The sequence below is a fragment of the Companilactobacillus sp. genome (assembly GCF_022484265.1).
In the GTDB taxonomy this organism is placed as follows: domain Bacteria; phylum Bacillota; class Bacilli; order Lactobacillales; family Lactobacillaceae; genus Companilactobacillus.
This window is the reverse complement of record NZ_JAKVLR010000001.1, coordinates 1340661-1358401: the sequence shown is the minus strand read 5'-3', so window position 1 is coordinate 1358401 and position 17741 is coordinate 1340661. Positions and strand designations below refer to the sequence as shown.

15 protein-coding genes are annotated in these 17741 nt (G+C 39.3%); 7 read left to right on the top strand and 8 right to left on the bottom strand.

Going from position 1 to position 17741, the window contains the following annotated elements; all coding sequences use genetic code 11:
- Positions 1-12: 12 nt before the first annotated feature.
- From LKF16_RS06635 to LKF16_RS06620, 4 genes are all read right to left on the bottom strand, one after another.
- The gene (locus tag LKF16_RS06635) at positions 13-942 is read right to left on the bottom strand and encodes an aldo/keto reductase (protein ID WP_291469857.1); all 930 of its coding nucleotides are present in this window, start codon (positions 940-942) and stop codon (positions 13-15) included.
- 299 nt (positions 943-1241) lie between these two features.
- Positions 1242-2162: an aldo/keto reductase gene (locus LKF16_RS06630; RefSeq protein ID WP_291469856.1), complete on the bottom strand. Its 921-nt coding sequence runs from the start codon at positions 2160-2162 to the stop codon at positions 1242-1244.
- Positions 2163-2260: 98 nt separating this feature from the next.
- Entirely contained in the window at positions 2261-2938 is a 678-nt protein-coding gene (locus LKF16_RS06625) for a helix-turn-helix domain-containing protein (RefSeq protein ID WP_291469854.1), read from the bottom strand.
- 563 nt (positions 2939-3501) lie between these two features.
- Positions 3502-5271 carry a glycerophosphodiester phosphodiesterase gene (locus LKF16_RS06620; RefSeq protein WP_291469852.1) on the bottom strand — a complete coding sequence of 590 codons (1770 nt, stop codon included), beginning with the start codon at positions 5269-5271 and terminating at the stop codon, positions 3502-3504.
- 233 nt (positions 5272-5504) lie between these two features.
- Here LKF16_RS06620 and LKF16_RS06615 point away from each other — a divergent pair, with 233 nt between their 5' ends.
- The gene (locus tag LKF16_RS06615) at positions 5505-6545 is read left to right on the top strand and encodes a glycoside hydrolase family 73 protein (RefSeq protein ID WP_291469850.1); all 1041 of its coding nucleotides are present in this window, start codon (positions 5505-5507) and stop codon (positions 6543-6545) included.
- A 224-nt stretch (positions 6546-6769) separates the two neighbouring features.
- Here the strand turns inward: LKF16_RS06615 and LKF16_RS06610 are convergent, their stop codons facing one another.
- Together LKF16_RS06610 and LKF16_RS06605 are read right to left on the bottom strand one after the other, a co-directional pair.
- On the bottom strand, positions 6770-8896 hold the full coding sequence (locus LKF16_RS06610; RefSeq protein WP_291469849.1) for an LTA synthase family protein: 2127 nt from the start codon (positions 8894-8896) through the stop codon (positions 6770-6772).
- An 83-nt stretch (positions 8897-8979) separates the two neighbouring features.
- A complete protein-coding gene (locus LKF16_RS06605; RefSeq protein ID WP_291469847.1) occupies positions 8980-9714 on the bottom strand; it encodes a hypothetical protein in 735 nt (244 codons plus the stop codon).
- 218 nt (positions 9715-9932) lie between these two features.
- Here LKF16_RS06605 and LKF16_RS06600 point away from each other — a divergent pair, with 218 nt between their 5' ends.
- The gene (locus LKF16_RS06600; RefSeq protein ID WP_291469845.1) at positions 9933-11120 is read left to right on the top strand and encodes an MFS transporter; all 1188 of its coding nucleotides are present in this window, start codon (positions 9933-9935) and stop codon (positions 11118-11120) included.
- 13 nt (positions 11121-11133) lie between these two features.
- Here LKF16_RS06600 and LKF16_RS06595 read toward each other — a convergent pair whose 3' ends face one another.
- Positions 11134-12063 (bottom strand): LysR family transcriptional regulator, encoded by a 930-nt coding sequence (locus tag LKF16_RS06595; protein WP_291469844.1) that lies wholly within the window; start codon positions 12061-12063, stop codon positions 11134-11136.
- Between the two features lie 118 nt (positions 12064-12181).
- Between LKF16_RS06595 and LKF16_RS06590 the strand changes: the two genes are divergently transcribed.
- A complete protein-coding gene (locus LKF16_RS06590; RefSeq protein WP_291469842.1) occupies positions 12182-13060 on the top strand; it encodes a shikimate dehydrogenase in 879 nt (292 codons plus the stop codon).
- A gap of 15 nt (positions 13061-13075) precedes the next feature.
- Positions 13076-13837 (top strand): type I 3-dehydroquinate dehydratase, encoded by a 762-nt coding sequence (gene aroD, locus LKF16_RS06585; protein WP_434735162.1) that lies wholly within the window; start codon positions 13076-13078, stop codon positions 13835-13837.
- Positions 13838-13903: 66 nt separating this feature from the next.
- Here the strand turns inward: aroD and LKF16_RS06580 are convergent, their stop codons facing one another.
- Positions 13904-14809, bottom strand: coding sequence for a LysR family transcriptional regulator (locus LKF16_RS06580; RefSeq protein ID WP_291469841.1), 906 nt, complete (start codon positions 14807-14809; stop codon positions 13904-13906).
- Between the two features lie 213 nt (positions 14810-15022).
- Between LKF16_RS06580 and LKF16_RS06575 the strand changes: the two genes are divergently transcribed.
- The 3 genes from LKF16_RS06575 to LKF16_RS06565 all read left to right on the top strand — a co-directional run bounded on the left by LKF16_RS06575 (position 15023) and on the right by LKF16_RS06565 (position 17725).
- On the top strand, positions 15023-15874 hold the full coding sequence (locus LKF16_RS06575; RefSeq protein ID WP_291469840.1) for a sugar phosphate isomerase/epimerase family protein: 852 nt from the start codon (positions 15023-15025) through the stop codon (positions 15872-15874).
- 21 nt (positions 15875-15895) lie between these two features.
- Positions 15896-16735 (top strand): SDR family NAD(P)-dependent oxidoreductase, encoded by an 840-nt coding sequence (locus tag LKF16_RS06570; protein WP_291469838.1) that lies wholly within the window; start codon positions 15896-15898, stop codon positions 16733-16735.
- A 105-nt stretch (positions 16736-16840) separates the two neighbouring features.
- Positions 16841-17725: a shikimate dehydrogenase gene (locus LKF16_RS06565; protein WP_291469837.1), complete on the top strand. Its 885-nt coding sequence runs from the start codon at positions 16841-16843 to the stop codon at positions 17723-17725.
- The last annotated feature ends 16 nt before the right edge of the window (positions 17726-17741 follow it).

The following is a 17741-nucleotide window of genomic DNA, read 5'->3' as shown; positions in this document are numbered from 1 at the left end:
TCCTACAGACGGCTAGGGTAGGTCATTGCCGGCAGCCTTATAAAGGTCGTACCATTCTTGACGAGTCAGTTGAATGTCAGCACCTTGAGCATTATCGACGATATGCTCGGGATTCATCGAACCAATCAAGACTTGGAAGCTGGCAGGATGTCTCAGTATCCAAGCTAAAGCAATCGCATTTTTTGAAACTTGATATTTATCGGCTAGTTTTTGCAATGCCTGATTTAATTCAGGGTAATCAGGATTGTTGATGAATAAGCCGCCGTAATTACTTAACTGGAATGGTGACCAGGCCTGGATCGTCACGCCCATTCTTCTAGCAAATTCGAGAAATTCGCCATCGTGATCGATTGAGCGTTCATCACTCATATTTGAGTGAATTCCGTGGTCGATCATACCAGTATGTTTGAGTCCGAATTCGAGTTGATTGACGAGTAGTTTTTGATCAAGGGATTCTTGCAATAGTAAAAATTGTTGCGTGTTAAAGTTGGAAACGCCAAAGTGTCTGACTTTGCCTTCACGTTGCATTTGGTCAAACGCATCAGCCACTTCATCGGGTTCCATTAGTGGATCAGGTCGATGTAAAACGTAAGCATCTAAATAATCTAGTCCTAATCTTTGCAGGCTGTCATCAACTGCATTTAATAGATGTTCTTTGGAAAAATCATAACGTTGATGAGGGATGATGCCACCTTTAGTTTGGATGAACACATCTTCACGTTTGATACTACTATTGCGCAAAGCTTGTCCCAACAGTTTTTCTGATTCACCACGACCGTAAACGTCTGAACTGTCGATAAAATTAATGCCACAGTCATAGGCAGCTTCTAAAGCTTTCATAGCTTGGTCAAGAGAAACGTTGTTGCCACTATGCATGCGCCAAGTTCCAAATGCGACAGCAGAAACCTGCCAGTTGGTATCGCCGAGATTAATATATTTCAAGATGTGCCTCCAAAGGTTTTGTGAATATTATAGGACAAGAAGAGAGGGTGGATGGAAACGAGTTACAGCCAATAGCTTCATCCGCTTGCTACGGATAAGACTGATTGCCAGGATCGCAATAAGTCCTATCCTAGGCAATACTCGGAAGCTCCCAATTGGCTTCCACTCTCTGTGTGGAAACGAGTTACAAGTGCCAGACTTTTCCGCTTGCCACGGATAGTACTAACTGCCAAGACCGCAGTGAGCACTATCCTGAGCAATGCTCGAAGTCTAAACGGGCACTTTCAACTCTCTTTTTTCTATGGTAAATCGTTACCAGCAGCTTTATACAGGTCGTACCATTCTTGTCGAGTGATTTCGATTCCGTCTGCTTGGCAGCTGTCGATGATGTGTTTTGGATTCATCGTTCCGATGATCACTTGCATTTTGGCAGGGTGTCTGAGAATCCAAGCGGCTGCGATGGCGTTCTTGGATACTTCGTATTTGTCAGTTACTTTTTGTAATTCTTGATTTAATTCTGGGAATTTAGGGTTGTCGATAAAGACTCCTTCAAAAAATCCGTATTGGAATGGTGACCATGCTTGAAGCGTGACATCCATTCTTCTCGAGAACTCGATCAATTCGCCATCGCGGTTGATCGAACGGTCATCAGCCATATTTGAATGGATGCCGTGGTCAATCATTGGTGTATGCATCAAGCTGAATTGGACTTGATTTACTAGTAGTCGTTGGTTCAAGGATTCTTGTAATAGTAAAAATTGTTGTGGATTAAAGTTGGAAACTCCAAAATGTCTGACCTTGCCTTCTTTTTGCAGGTCGTCAAATATCTCTGCTACTTCTTCTGGTTCCATCAATGGATCTGGACGGTGAAGTAAAAATGAGTCCAAATAGTCTACGCCCAAGCGTTTCATGCTTCCTTCAATCGCATTCATAATGTGTTCGCGTGAGAAGTCATATTTTTCGCCTAAGACGATTGCTGCCTTAGTTTGAATAAATAAGTCTTCACGTTTGACGCTAGTTTTTTTAAGAGCATCGCCAAATCGTTGTTCTGATTCGCCTTTGCCGTACATGTCGGCGTTATCGACGAAATTAATTCCACAGTCATATGCGGTATCGATTGCCTTTGCAGCTTGGTCAACAGATAAAGCATCCATTCTCCAGGCTCCAAAAGCAATTTGTGAAGCTTGCCAGTTTGATCCTCCAAGATTGAGTTGTTTCATGGTAGTCCTCCTATTAGGGCATATTTATTTACAAGTATAATTATCAATGGAAACGCTACCAATAGTCAACTGAAGATGAAAAGTTCTGGTAAATATTTTTAATTAAACGGGTTCCAACTATTTCTCGGACCATTCGTTTTATAGTCAATGTAGTTCATGTAGCTGGTGTCGGTGTCGTCGCCCATGGAATAATCTCTCATTAATAATGGCAGTTGAGAAGATTTGATCAATTTAGCACGTGATACATATGATCCTTTGTGTTGGACAGCTGCCCAATATAATCCGTCGTGAGTCTCGCCGGTAGAAAATTTCAGATAATCGCCATTTCCAAAGGCGTCATCCATCACCAACCGGTCATTTTCTTTAATATCATGTTTTTCTCCGATTTGTGCATAACCAATTCGTGTTGGCAAAAAAGGATTAAAACGGTCGATCCAAATATTTTGCGTTGCCCGACCGAAAGTTAGAAAGGCAATCCCTAAGATACATACGCCAACGATGCTGGCGCTGATAATTGCCACACGCTTGTAGATAGTTTTTTTGTTAACTGCTTTACTGATGGTTTCTGCCACAGTATTATTCTCTCCTTTTAATAAGACATCAGTAGGGATGTCGAGTATTTCGCTAATTGAGAGTAATACGTCAAGATTTGGATAACTTTCGCCAGTTTCCCATTTAGAAATAGTTTGTCTAGCAACATGTAATTTAGTAGCCAAATCAGATTGACTCAAACCTTGTTTAGTTCGTTCGCTCTTTAAAATCTTGTTGAATTCCACAGTGAGTTCCCCTTAAAAAAATTTGAAGGCCAGTACATAAATTTTACCAAATCAATCGCCATTACCCTCATAAAAAGCATGACAGATAATAGCCAATATAGACCAGCACGCAACACGGGCAAACCGCTATACATCAGGGCAAGTAGGAATATTTATTTGTATAAACAGCATTAATCAGGTTTTATCTGATCTAATAAAGCATTCTCATTAAAAGAAGTGAATGACTAGCCAAATCTATACACAAGTTTAAATTGCATACCTTATTTCCAAAATATTTAGAGAATTTGATTTAACTCTGTTTAGGCGGAGGAAGGTTATCGATGCCCGGCTCAGTGGTGGAGTGATTGTTTGCCGGCGATGACGGCGGCTTACAACAAGCAATGGAACGTACGTCGCCTTCGGCGCGTGCGCAACCGTTTAAATTGTTGGCTACGCCAACGAACAACCAAGGATGCCAGACGAAAGGCAATCGATAACCGTCCGGAGCCGAGTCTCACACCGCAAGAATCAGACCCGGTTCTCAAACCACAAAAAAAGAAGCAGATGACTGCTTCTTTTTTTCACTATCGAGTTGGGTCTTGCAACACAACCAGATAATTGAAAATTCTGGTTGCATAACTCTTCGAATCAAAATTCTTACTAATCTCATCATTAAGCTCAGTAAGATTATCAGTAATAATTCCGTCCGCATCCATGAACATCATTTTATCCATAGTGCTTGGATCATTGACCGTCCAGGCAAAAACCTTTTTATTCTCAAAATGAGATTCTTCAATAAAAGTATCATTTAAAGTGGTAGCTTCCATAGTGAATCCAGTTGCCCGAGACCGTGGCACTCCCGACAAATTAAATGACAAAATATAGTTAGATGGAACCTTTGGCATATCCTTACGACTTTCTTGAATAAAATCGTAATCTAGCGAATGAACCATGTCATGATTTTTTTCAAGCTGGCTCTCATAACGAGTTGTGAATTTCTTGACGAAATCAGATTTAGTTGAAGGCGTCTTTTTAAGTTCGACAATCAATTTCTGATTTAACTTGTGAGATTCACGCAAGTAATCGTCGAAACTAGCCAGATGATCAGATTTGCCATTTTCAGAAACGGTAACTTGCTGCAATTCAGCTAAAGTCATATCTTTTGGACCCTTATCGATCCCGGCCAAGGTATTCAAAGTGTTATCGTGCAAAACGATAAATTGATGATCTTTAGTTTCTTGAACGTCCATTTCGATATAATCTGGTTTCTCTTTTGATGTCGCTTTTAGGGCAGAAATGGTATTTTGAACGCCATTTCCGTCATCAACGCCACGGTGTGACACAGTCAGTGGCTTTTGTAGTAAGAGATTGTTGAAATATAGACCGCCGTAAGCAGCAAAACCAGCGACAGAAATTCCTAAGACGACAAACCAAGGCCAATGACGATGTTTGACTTTGATTGCGTTAGGAACCGATAAATCAGGAAGTTTGGAGATCATCAAGAGGGCGACCATACTGGTGAAATAATAACCGCCGGCAGCATTGATGATTTGAACTAACGTCAAATTGGTGATCGCACCCGCTTTAGCAATGGCGGGAATTAAGTCTAATAGCCATTGAATTCCAATCAAGAGTAGGAATAAAGCGGTCGTAGCGATTGTCACCACGACACCTAGGATCACAATGAACATAAAGTAATGCCAGGTTTTATGTCGCGTGAGTCGCAAACTATGCTTAATAGCTGAGCGGGCGCCTTCTTTGTCGAAAATCATTTCAGGTAGGACAAACATCCAGCGGATTCCAATGTATAAAACGATGGCATAAAATATTATCAATAGAATTCCGAAAACCAAATGTTCTTGAAAAAGCCAATCGGTAATAAATTGCGGAATTTGAACTTTATCCAATAGTGGTGTGTATAGTCCGATGCCGCCAAAAGGTAAGATCAGTAAAAAATATAACAAGAAAAAGCCGAAAGTCTTGAAGGGAATTGGCCAGATCTGCTTGATCAATTCCTGCAAATATTGCCGCCAACCCAAGTGCTGTTCAGACCGAATGGCTCGAAAGCTGATGAAGATGATCGAAAACTGCATAAAGACGATCATCATAATGAATAGCAATAATATTAATAATTCCAGCATTGCCAGTGGTTTATGGGTAAACAAATTTCCCAAGTTGGTGTATGAAATATATGCAATGTTGTTGAATTCCAAAATGGAGTCAGATAAAAAATTTAATAGTGGAATAAAGGCTAAATTGATCAAAATATCCACGATGATCAAGATTTGAGCATACGTCCACCATCTGTGCCAAAAAGTTTTGTTTTGGGCACGAAAATCCCTAATTGTGTTCATATAAAAATCCCCCGATATTTACATATCAAAAGTTTAATGCCGAATGAGATAAAACACAAAATTTTTTTAAATTATTCAATTTTTTAAAAAAGTTACCTTGCTAACGATATAATAATTTGTATTGATTACAGAAATATTTAATTCTCATTACAAATGACCGAGTTGCATTGAATACGACTAGCCTTAATAGTAGTCTATTTCTAGTAGATAAATCCTTAGGGGGAAAACCGTAAATGTCTTATAAGAAGTTAATTTTAACTAGCACTTTAGTTCTTGGTACTCTTGCATCAGTTGCTACACCTGCTGTAGCCTCAGCTGCAACAGATACACAAGCCCAAACTCAAGCTGCTCAAACAACTACTGCCACAAACACACAAACTGTAAATAATTCAAACACTGACAATAAATCAAATATCATTGCTGGATCAAACGTTAAAAAGGCTGATACAACTGTTGCTCATTCAACAGCTGCTACTGCTAACGTTCAAGCAGCATCTGCTGCAACAGCTAACAACGCTTTGAGTGCTGTTGTTCAATCATCAGCTACTTCAGCAACTAGCGACCAACAACAAGCTTTCTTAGCCATGGCTGCACCTATGGCTCAACAAGCTGCTGCAAAATATAACGTTTATGCATCAGTTATGTTAGCTCAAGCTATTCTTGAAAGTGCTTGGGGTCAATCAGACCTTGCAACACAAGGAAACAACTTGTTCGGTATCAAAGGTGACTATAACGGTGCCTATGTTTCAATGCCAACTAGCGAATGGAGTGCTAGCCAAGGCTGGTATCAAATTTATGCTAACTTCAGAAAATACCCAAGTTACTTAGAATCATTCAATGACAATGGTAACAAGTTACGTAACGGTGTTGACTGGGATTCAACATACTACCGTGGAACATGGAAAGAAAATGCCGCAACTTATAAAGACGCTACTGCTTGGTTACAAGGTAGATACGCAACTGCTCCTAACTATGCAGAATCATTAAACAACGTTATCCAAACATACAACCTTACACAATATGATTCAGCTGCAACACAAAATGCTACACAAGCTCCTTCAGAATCAACTAAGGTTATCAACGTAAACAACAATAACAGTTATGCTGTTCCACTAGTTGCCTTCAACGACAATGGTACGATCAGCAAGTCAAACCGTGGACTATCAAATGGTACTCCATGGGCAACTGACCAAACAAAGACTTACAAAGGTCACACATACTACCGTGTATCAACAAACGAATGGGTTGAAGATACATACGCAACATTGCAATAGTAATTAATTAAGTTCATGATGCGTTGGATCATGAGCTTTTTTCATACCCAAAATAAATAGGGCTGTGACATAACTGCTATTTTCTACAGACATGCAGCATAAACGTGCGACAAAACATAGAGCCCTCCGCTGAACTACGAAAACGCCCTAATTCAAAATACGAATTAGGGCGTTTTTTACGTTAATGCTCGAGCTCTGACCATGTTTTGTCACACTCTCTATTTTTATTTGTTCTGTGCCGAATACAAATTATCGATTGGATCACGATTGTCTTTTAATTCGGGTGCATCGGTCGTATATAAACTAGTCGTCGACTCGTCGTCGTTTTTAGAATACAAACTAGTCGAACTACTTCCGAGATTCTTGCGAATCTTGACCAAGCGGTCGATCTGATTTTGGTAACTATACTGTTTTGGATCAACTGGCTTGAATCCAAGTGGAGTATAGAATCTCAGTAAATTAAGTTTGTTGATGTTGTCGGACGTCTTCAATTGATCATTGACCTTCTGACTCCAATCTTTTACGTTTGCAGCAAGATCTGGATTAGCAGCTAAATCAATTTGTTCACCGGTTTTATTATCGAATACTTCTTTTTTACTATTTAAGACAGTGTATTTTGGAGTAATAAAATCGCCATTGCGTTGAGCCACGATTTGCGAATGGTCTTTGGACAACAGGTCAGTCCCGACTTGGGCATAATTTTCAGAATTGATACCAACTAAGTGTAGAAGCGTTGGCAAGACATCAATTTCACCACCATATTGATGATTGATGCCACCCTTGAGTCCTTTCATATGGATCATGAAAGGTACCTTTTGCATCTGGGACTCATTAAAGTCGGTCCAGGTGTCATTTGTGTATCCCATCAAAGTTCCAGCAGCGGGCGTCTGTGAAGGTGTCAATCCGTAGTGGTCGCCATATAAAACAATCAGCGAATTATCGTACAAACCGCTAGCCTTCAAATATGCAAAGAACTCCTTCAACGCATTATCTAAGTAGTGAGCAGTCATGAAATAATTATTGACCGTCTTATCATCTGTGTCTGATGTGACAAATCCGTCGTTATCATAGTCAGGCAATGAGAAACTGTAGTGATTAGTGATAGTAATGAATTTCGTGTAAAAAGGCTGCTGCAGTTGTTCAAGATATTTGGCACTCTCCGACAGCATCAGCTTATCTTTGAGACCAAAAGTCAGCGAATCCTTATTTTGGTCATTGAAATACTTTTGATCAAAAAAGTAATTGTAGCCAAAATTTTTATAAACCGTGTCACGAGAATAATAACTACCAACATTTCCGTGGAAAACTGCACTAGTGTAACCTTTATCTTGACTCAAGATAGCAGGAGCAGCTTGAGAGGTATTGGTCATTCCTTGATGGTTGAAGAAGTTTCCAGAAGGGAAGCCGAACAAGCCTGTTTCTAACATCGTTTCGGCATCGATAGTTTTTCCCGAACCAACTTGATTGTAGAAGTTGTCGAACGACATCGTATCGGTCCCGTTATAAAGACTATTTAAAAAAGGCGTGACTTCTTGGTCATTGACTTTCATATTCAACAAGAATTGATGGAAACTCTCTAAATGAATAATAATGACATTTTTCTTTTTGGCAACGCCGAAGTATTTCTGGTCAGGTTTTGCGTAATGTTGTTTGATGTATGTTAAATCAGGATCGATATCAGAGCCGGTCGCACTGGATTTGACTTGATCAGAATGAGTCGTTTGAATCGCATCATAGATCGTGAATGTGGGGACGCCTAAGTACTTGACCACATAAGTTTGGTCAAAAGTCCGTCCGAGTAGCTGTGGCCGATTGCATTCGGCAATCATCATATTTAACGTAAAAATCATTGCACCCAACATCGTGGTTGCTAACGCATTCAATTTTCTAAAAGGTCGACGGTCGATCTGAACGTATTTAGTCGCAAACATGACCAACAAGATGATCAAATCTAGAAAATAGATGATATCATGTCCAGTCATGACTGACATCGTACTGTTACCTAATCCTTTGGAAACTGCCGAGACGCCAGTGATGGTGGAAAAAGAAATGAAGTTGGTGAATTCTCTAAAATAGAGCACGTTAGCGTACAGCAACAAACTAGGGATGATATAAAAGATTATCATCAAGATATATGAAGGCTTCGGTTTATTCAGATAAAGCGCCAAACTGAGTAAAACAACCGAAAAGCCTAATGGATTAAATATAGCGATAAAGTGTTGCAAAGGGTCGGTCATGCCTAGTGAAAAGTCGAAGTAATAGGCGATAACTGTTTTGATCCAGAGCATTAGGACTAACAAACTCATAAAGCCAAGACGTTTGTTGACCAGCTGGTGAAATTTTTTTAACAACCGGAGATACCTCCATAATATAGAAACAAATACTGTAAACATTATACTGGAATCTCAGTTTCATTCAATAAGAGGTCAATCGCTCAGTTTTCAATTTGGTTCAGTTTATCCGTTAGTTTTAGAAGTTTATTGGCATACCAATCGTCTTTAGAACGTTTATTTAAAAGGGGATTGTTGAGATGGAATTTGGAATCGCCATGATTTTTGATCCATAGACTGTTCACGGGGTCATTCAAACTATAGGAATTGAAATTAGCGACTTGATTCGTCTGGAAAAAATTTTTGATTTTGGCATCGCTGATCTGGTTGATGTTTCTTTTTGATAGACCGGTGATCAATTGAGATCCAATTGCCGGCATCGGGACTTCAGTTTTTTTGATGTAGTCGTATTCAGATTGTTTGGGATGGTCGATAAAGCCACTGTTTAAATTGAAACTGATGATCGTGTTCTGGATCGACTTGTTGCCACGAATGACTTCATCTACAAAAAGACTAACTTTGGTATAGGCTTCATCTTTGCAGCCCGTCATCTGTTGGAGATTAAAGACCGTCCCTTTGACCAGAGTTTTATTGTATTGCTTGAGTTCGGCAATGGAGGTCGGGATCATCGAATACTGCACGGAAGCACCGTAAGAAGTAGTTTCGATTTTGGCATCCTTGAGCTTTTGATTCCAGACTCGATCATTTTTATCCAATTGATGCTGACTGAACTTTTGATGTTGCTCAACATCGTTTTTGGAATTATTAGAAATTAAGCTACAAGCACTGAGTGGAATCAATAATAGGGTTGCCATGATTAATGAAAAAATTTTGTACATGAGGTATTCTCCTTGACGATTTAGCAAAATTATACGTGATTGTTAGCTTGCTACACCAAGGAGAAACACTGATTTTTCATTGTTTTTTGAAATAATTTTTGATTGAAGTAATTATTTCATTAGTACTACATTTTTCAGTAAGCCGTTGATTATTGATTAATATTGCGTTAATTTAATAAGAACGTTTTAATCATATTTTTAATTTCAGGGGGGATCTTATGGACACAAAGCAAAAGATGAGGTTGGGGTTTCATCTTTATTTGAACTACTTTGTCCATGGAATGGCGATTGTCATTTTGGCGCAGAATATGGTCCCATTAGGGCAACAATGGGACGTTTCAGTTGCCAGAGTTTCAATGGTAATTTCTTCATTAGGAATCGGGCGCTTGATAGTCTTGTATTTTTCGGGACGATTGTCGGATCGATTCGGTCGAAAGATATTTATTAAATTGGGGATCTGGACTTATATTCCGTTTTTCTTAGGAATAATTGTCAGTTCTAACGTTTATGTAGCTTATTTTTGCGGAATTTTAGCCGGAATGGCTAATTCATTTTTAGATTCAGGTACGTATCCAGCTTTGATGGAGTTGTTCCCAACCCGAGCAGCTTCAGCCAACGTTTTTATTAAGGCCTTTATTTCGGCTGGGGAATTGCTGTTGCCAATTTTGGTTACCGTCGTCGAAACCAATCATATCTGGTATGGTGTAAACTTCATTCTCTGTGCCGTGATCTTATTCGTCAATTTCTTCTTTATTTCCAAACTAGAATTTCCAAAACAATTGACTGCTCAACAAAAAATTATCGCCGAGTCTCATCCAAAGATGACTTTTCTGGGAAAAGTTAACGCAGTCACACTGACAATTTACGGTTATATCTCAATGTCGACTTTTTACTTAGTCAGTCAATGGCTCACAAAGTATGGTCAGGAAGTATTAAAATTGGGCATGGCTAACGCTAGATTTTTAGTCAGCGTCTACAGTATCGGATCTTTGACGGGCGTTGTTTTGATCACAATTTTAACTAGCCGTCGGATCAAATCGGTCTACGTAATGATGGTCAGCACCATCATTTCGTTATTAGCGTTATTAGCAATGACGTTTATTCTGAATCAAACAACGATCTTCATTTCCTCATTTGTTATTGGTATGTCAGCTGCCGGAGGAGTCATGCAAGTTGGATTAGTGATCATGAGTGAATTGTTCCCAACCAAAAAGGGAACTATCACAGGGATTTATTACACAGCTGGAGCCATTTCATCGTTTACCATTCCAGTCATCACTGGATACTTGTATAAATTTGGTGTCCAAAGCATCATGATCTTTGACTGCTTTATTGCCTTGATCGGTGCAATCTGTGGATTAATCGTCTTTTTCAATCGCCGTCAATTAGCGATAGAAAAAGACTAGGCATGCACCTAGTCTAAAGTAATTTATGTTGATGTTTGTAATTTTGCTTGCAGAAGTCAGTCAAAAAGTTTTGAAATCTGGAAACTGATGGCGTTAGGAAACGATTGTTTTTTAAGACCATGTATATTTGATGGACGACTTGATTGTTTTTGATGTGCAACAATTTAACTTTAGTTTGGTCAAGTTGTGGCAAATTGGGAACCAGGGCGATTCCTTGATGGAATTGCACGAAACCAGTTAACGTGTGATCTTCTTCAACTTCATATTTGATGTTGGGGACGATACCGGCGTTTGTAAAAATCTCGTCGATCAAAGTTCGCATGTGATCAGTTTTTGCGAAAGCTATCAATGGCTCATCAGCGATATCTTTTAATTCAACGCTATCTTGTTGAGCTAAAGGATGATCAGCGGGAACGGCTAACATGATCTCTTGTTGGATGATCGGTAAAAAGTTCAACTTGTTTTTGATGGGAACGCCGTTGAGCTCGTCAATTTTTGAGGACAGCACGAAATCAAATTTTTCCTTCAAGAGGCTATCTAGTAATTCGTTAGTATTGCCTTGGAATAATTCAAACGAAATATTTTCGGTGTCAGCTTTTTTCTGGAACGCTGACAATGTTTCTGGAATCAGCTTCTGACCTAACGTATAGGTGAAACCCATGCGGATATTTCCTTCGTTGACATTTAATAATTGCTCCAAAATGGCATCGCCACGTTGGATCTCATCCAATCCGCGAGTAACGAACTTTAGATAGATTTCTCCAAAACGCGACAATTTAATGTTGCGACCTTCATGTTCAAATAGTGGCACGCCCAATTGCTTTTCCAAGTTATCAATTGAATAACTGAGTGTCGGCTGTGAAATGCCTAAGTTTTCAGCAGCTTGCGACATGTGCTGCGTGTGAGCTAATTCTCGAAAATAAACTAAGTGTTTGATATTCATATTAAATACCTCTATTTAAATGATAGAGACATTCTATTAATTAATCAATATCAGGTTATTAACTAAACAAAAATGTAATGTTAACATTTTTACGTAATATAAATTAGGAGCGGATAAAATGACAGAACGAATTGATGGACATACGATATTAATTGGCTTGATGGCTTATCCCATCCGCCATTCGATGTCGCCAACTATGCACAATAATGCTTTTGCAAAATTAGGTTTGAATTATGCCTATTTAGCATTTGACGTCGACAATGACCGATTGCCGAAAGCTATCGATGCAATCAGGACCTTGGATATGCGTGGATCAAATATCTCGATGCCGAATAAGCAAAAGGTTATCCCATTGTTGGATAAATTGGACCCAGCTGCCAAAATGGTCGGGGCCGTCAACACTATCGTTAACGACAACGGTATTTTAACTGGCTATACTACTGATGGAACTGGCTTTATGAAGTCACTTGATGACGAGGGATTAAATATTCGTGGCGAAAAAATGACGCTCGCTGGAGCTGGCGGAGCAGGAACAGCAATTGCTATTCAAGCAGCTCTCGATGGAGTTAAAGAGATATCGATTTTTAACGCCAAGGATCCTTCATGGGAAAATGCCAAACGCAATGTCGACATTATCAATGAAAAAACTGACTGTCACGCTACCTTACATTCAATCGAAGACAAGACGGATTTCAAAAATGAAATTGCTAATTCATACATTTACTGTGACTCTACTGGCGTAGGCATGAAACCATTAGAAGATATGACTTTAGTTGAAGATCCAAATTGGTTCAGACCCGAAATGATCGTGTTTGATACAGTCTATGCTCCAAGAACGACTAAGTTGATGAAAGTTGCTCAACAGGCTGGTGTAAAGCACGTCTTCAATGGTTTAGGAATGATGCTTGAACAAGGTGCGGAAGCCTTCAAGTTGTGGACAGGCAAGGAAATGCCGGTTGAATACATTCGAGAGTTGTTGTTCTCTGAAGACAAGTAGGAAGAAGGAATCATCGTGAGTCAAACAAAAGCTGTACAATTTGGAAACATCCAATTAGGAACTGGCATACCTAAGATTGCTGTACCAATCACGGGTAAGACCAGTGACGAGGTCATTCAACAGGCTGAAAAAATTATTCTTGAAAAACCTGATCTGGTTGAATGGAGAATCGATTTTTTCAATGACGTGACTGATGCTGACAAATTAAAAGCTATCGCTGAAAAACTCAGATCGACCTTAAATGTGCCCTTATTGACGACTTTTCGGACTCATGGTGAAGGTGGAGAACTTGAATTAAGCGATGAGAAATATTTCGAGATCTGCCACAATATTATTGCCTTTGGACAAACTGATGGTGTCGATATCGAACTCTATCACGAGTCAAACTCGGTATTGTCGCTGCTAGTGGCCGCAAAAGAACAGGGTATAGTTTCCATTATGAGTAACCATGACTTTGAAAAGACTCCGGACAAGATCGATATCGAAAATCGATTGACGAAGATGTCAGAGATGGGTGCCGATGTCGCTAAAATGGCAGTGATGCCAGAAACGGCTGACGACGTTTTGACGTTATTAGAGGCAACCAACAACGTCCAAAATAAATTGGCCACTCCGATCATTACCATGTCGATGGGAGATTTAGGCAAGGTAACTAGAATTTCAGGTGAGGTATTTGGCTCAGCGGTAACATTTGCTACAGTCGGAGCAGCTTCAGCTCCAGGTCAAATCCCCATCAATAATTTGAGAAATGATTTAAATGATTTGAAATTAAAGTAAGAAGAAGCTGAAAACAAAAAGTTTTCAGCTTCTTTTTTTACGATACATTTTGCAGTGCAAGGTACTTTAAATATTATTAATTGTTATTTGTTCGCTCTGCTCCCTAACAAATTTTACAAAGTTATCCGTCTCCGGTTGAAATTGATTTTGCTTCAACGTGGCCATATACAAGATTCGATGCCATTTAGGGTATGACAATGGAATGATTTTAACTGGTAAAGTCTGCAAAATAGACATATTAGGAACCACAGCAATCCCAAAATTATTGGCAACCAATCCAGCAATAGTCTGGTCCTCTTCAACAGAATATGCGCTGATGGGCTTTCCACCGACATCGTCAAATAGTTTCCCTAAAATGGAATGCAAACCGCTTCGCTCTGAGAAAGTTACCTGTGGGTATGCCAAAGTTTCTTTAAGGTTAACGCTTGAACGATTGGCTAAGGGATGATTGATTGGTGTGATGCAGACAAGAGTTTGTTCAGCAACTGGGAAAAAATCAATATCGTTGTATTCGTCTAATCGTGAACAAAAGGCAACGTCATACTTCTTCGAACGTAGTCCATTTAAAATGTCTGGGGATAGTCCAGTATCAGTGTTGAATTGAAAGTTGACGGAAGGATTGGCGGTATATTGCAGAAATCTTTGGGCAATTTCAGGAATCCATTTAATACTCAAGGTACGAATCGAGGCTAGACGAATAATAGTTTTTTGCTGATTAAAATTTTTAACTTGAGCAATACTTTTGTTCAAAGAGATCAAAGAGGAGGCAGCACTGTTGGCAAACAGTCGTCCAGCCGGTGTTAGAGTCACGCCACGTCCAGTTTTTTGAAAAAGCTGAACTGATAATTCACTCTCCAAAGAGTGGATTGCTTTAGTCAAACTCGGTTGTGTAATATGTAACATTTTCGCCGTTTGGGTATAATTTTCCGTGCTCGAAAGTGCAACGAAATATCTTAAATGATCTAAATTCATGACTAATTTCTCCTCCAAAAGAGTTTTACTAAAACTCTTGAACCCTTTGCTACTAGATTAATATAGCAGAATCTATAGCTTTTGGCTATGAATCAAAGCGATAAAAAGCAATTGGACGATGTGGCAATTCGAGATTACATTATATTTGTAAATTAAATGTGAAGAAACAAACATGCATGTTCTGAAAACACAAAATTTTTGGAGGAATCAATCATGACAAAAGCAAATCCTATTACAATTAGTTCTTGGACACTCGGAGACAAATGTAGTTTTGAAGATCGTTGCAAAGCTGCAAGTGAAGCTGGCTACGATGGTATTGGCTTGAGAGCTGAAACTTATGTTGATGCATTAAATGAAGGTTTAACTGATGAAGATATTTTAGATATTCTCGACAAGTACAACATCAAATGTACTGAAGTTGAATATATTGTTCAATGGTGTGAAGAACCTCGTTCATATGAACAAAAATATAAGGAACAAGCTTGCTTCCACATGTGCGACTTGTTTGGCGTAAAGCATATCAATACTGGATTAATGGAAGATTATTCTGTTGAATATACAGCTAAGAAATTGCAAGAATTAGCTGCACGTGCTGGAGACTTGATCATCGCGCTTGAACCAATGCCATACAGTGGTTTGCCAAACTTGGATAAGACTTGGAAGATCATGCAAAAAGCTGATTGCGACAATGTTTATATGCTACTAGATATGTGGCACTGGGTCAGAGCTGACCAACCATACGATCTTTTGACAAAGGAACAAGCCAAGAAAGTTATTTCGATTCAATTAGACGATGCTTATACCCGTCCATATGCAGATTCGATTTTACGTGACGAATCAATGCATGACCGTTTAGCACCAGGTGCTGGAGATCTTGATACAGCTGGATTCGTCAAGATGATCAAAGATGCAGGAGTTGATCCTAAAGTTATCGGTGTTGAAGTTATTTCCGACAACTATATGGCAAAAGGTATCAAATATGTGGCTGATTATACTTATAAACAAACGGTTGATGTTTTGAAACAAGCATGGCCAGAAATTTTAAAAGAAACGATTCACGCTTAATTTTTTCAGGAGGAATTCATAATGACTAACAATTGGTTAGGACTAACAGATAAAGTCGTCGTCATCACAGGTGCTGTCGGCGGAATGGGAACGAAATTTTCCAATGACTTCGCTGAACAAGGTGCCAAAGTGGTTTTGGTCGACTTGTTAAAAGACAAGACAGAAGAATTGGCAAAGCAAATTACTGATAAGTATGGTGTTGAAACATTAGCAGTTCAATGCAATACCACAGATGAAGATGAGGTTGATGCAGCTGTTAAAAAGGTTGTTGATAAATTTGGAAAAGTCGATGTATTAGTCAATACAGCCGCAATCCTACGTTTTTCACCACTCGAAGATTTACGCCTAGACGAATGGAAACAAGCTTTGAACGTCAATATCACAGGATACTTCTTGATGTCGCAAAGATTTGGCCGTGTCATGATTGAGCAAAAACACGGAACATTGGTTCATATTTCAACAGCCGCTTCACTTTCTCCAGAAACATACAGTGGTGCATACAGCACAACTAAAGCAGCTGTTAACATGATGTCGAAACAAATGGCAGCTGAGTGGGGACAATTTGGACTACGTAGTAACTGTGTTCTCCCATGCTTAGTCAAAACACCATTGTCAGAAAACTTCTACAGCGATCCTAAGGTAGAAGATGGCAGAAAACGCTTGGTAGCCAGCAAGAGAATTGGTAATCTAACTGACATTTCCAACACTGTTTTGTTCATGGCCAGTGACAGATCAGATTACACAAATGGTTCAGAAATTCCTGTTGACGGCGGAATCCATATGATGATCTCCGATATGATTCCAAAGCCAGGTGGCAGACGTCAATATGCAATTGACCATCATGCTCCAGCAAAGAAATAAAACAGTAATTTGAACTAAAACATAACGCAAACAATTAAAAAATTCGTATAAGAGACTGGGACACTGTCTCAGTCTCTTTTTTCGACCTAAAAAGGAGTGCAAATCATGGAAAAACGTATTTCAGGTACTACAGGATTATTCACATTGTTAGGTTCACCCGTTGGACACTCAGGTTCGCCAGCAATGTATAACTTCAGTTTTCAGCAACAAGGATTAGATTATGCTTACTTGGCTTTTGATGTTAAAAAAGACCAGATGCCAGAGGCTATCAATGCTTTAAAGTTATTTAAAGTAAGAGGAAGTAACGTCACAATGCCATGTAAGACCGTGGCCGCAAGCCTAGTTGACGACTTATCGCCAGCAGCCAAGATCATTGGAGCAATCAATGTTATCGTCAATGACAACGGAAAACTAACTGGACACATCACAGATGGAATCGGGTTTGTACGTAACCTGAAAGAAAATGGCGTTGAAGTTGCTGGTAAAAAGTTAGTTGTCTTAGGTGCCGGCGGTGCTGCTACTGCATTGCAAGTTCAAAGTGCTTTAGATGGTGCCGAAGCTATTTCAATTTTTAATCAAGATGACGATTTCTATCAAAATGCTGAACAAACTAAGAACAAGATCAACGAGGCTAAACCAGAAGTTGAGGTTAATGTTTATCCCTTAGCTGACCAAGAAAAATTGAAGTCAGAAATTGTTGATGCTGATATTTTAGTGAATGCAACTATCGTTGGAATGAAGCCACTAGATGGTCAATCATTAGTAGATAAAAGTTTTTTGAGAAAAGATTTGGTGGTTGCGGATACTGTCTACAATCCATTGAAGACTAAATTGATCGAAGATGCTGAGAGTTTAGGCTGCACAACAGCACCAGGAAAAGGGATGTTGTTGTGGCAAGGAGCTGCCGCATACACACTATTTACTGGCAAAGAAATGCCAACTGCAGAATATCAGGCTTATGAAGCTGAACAAGCTAAGGTAAAGCAATAAACGAAGGGAAGTTTTG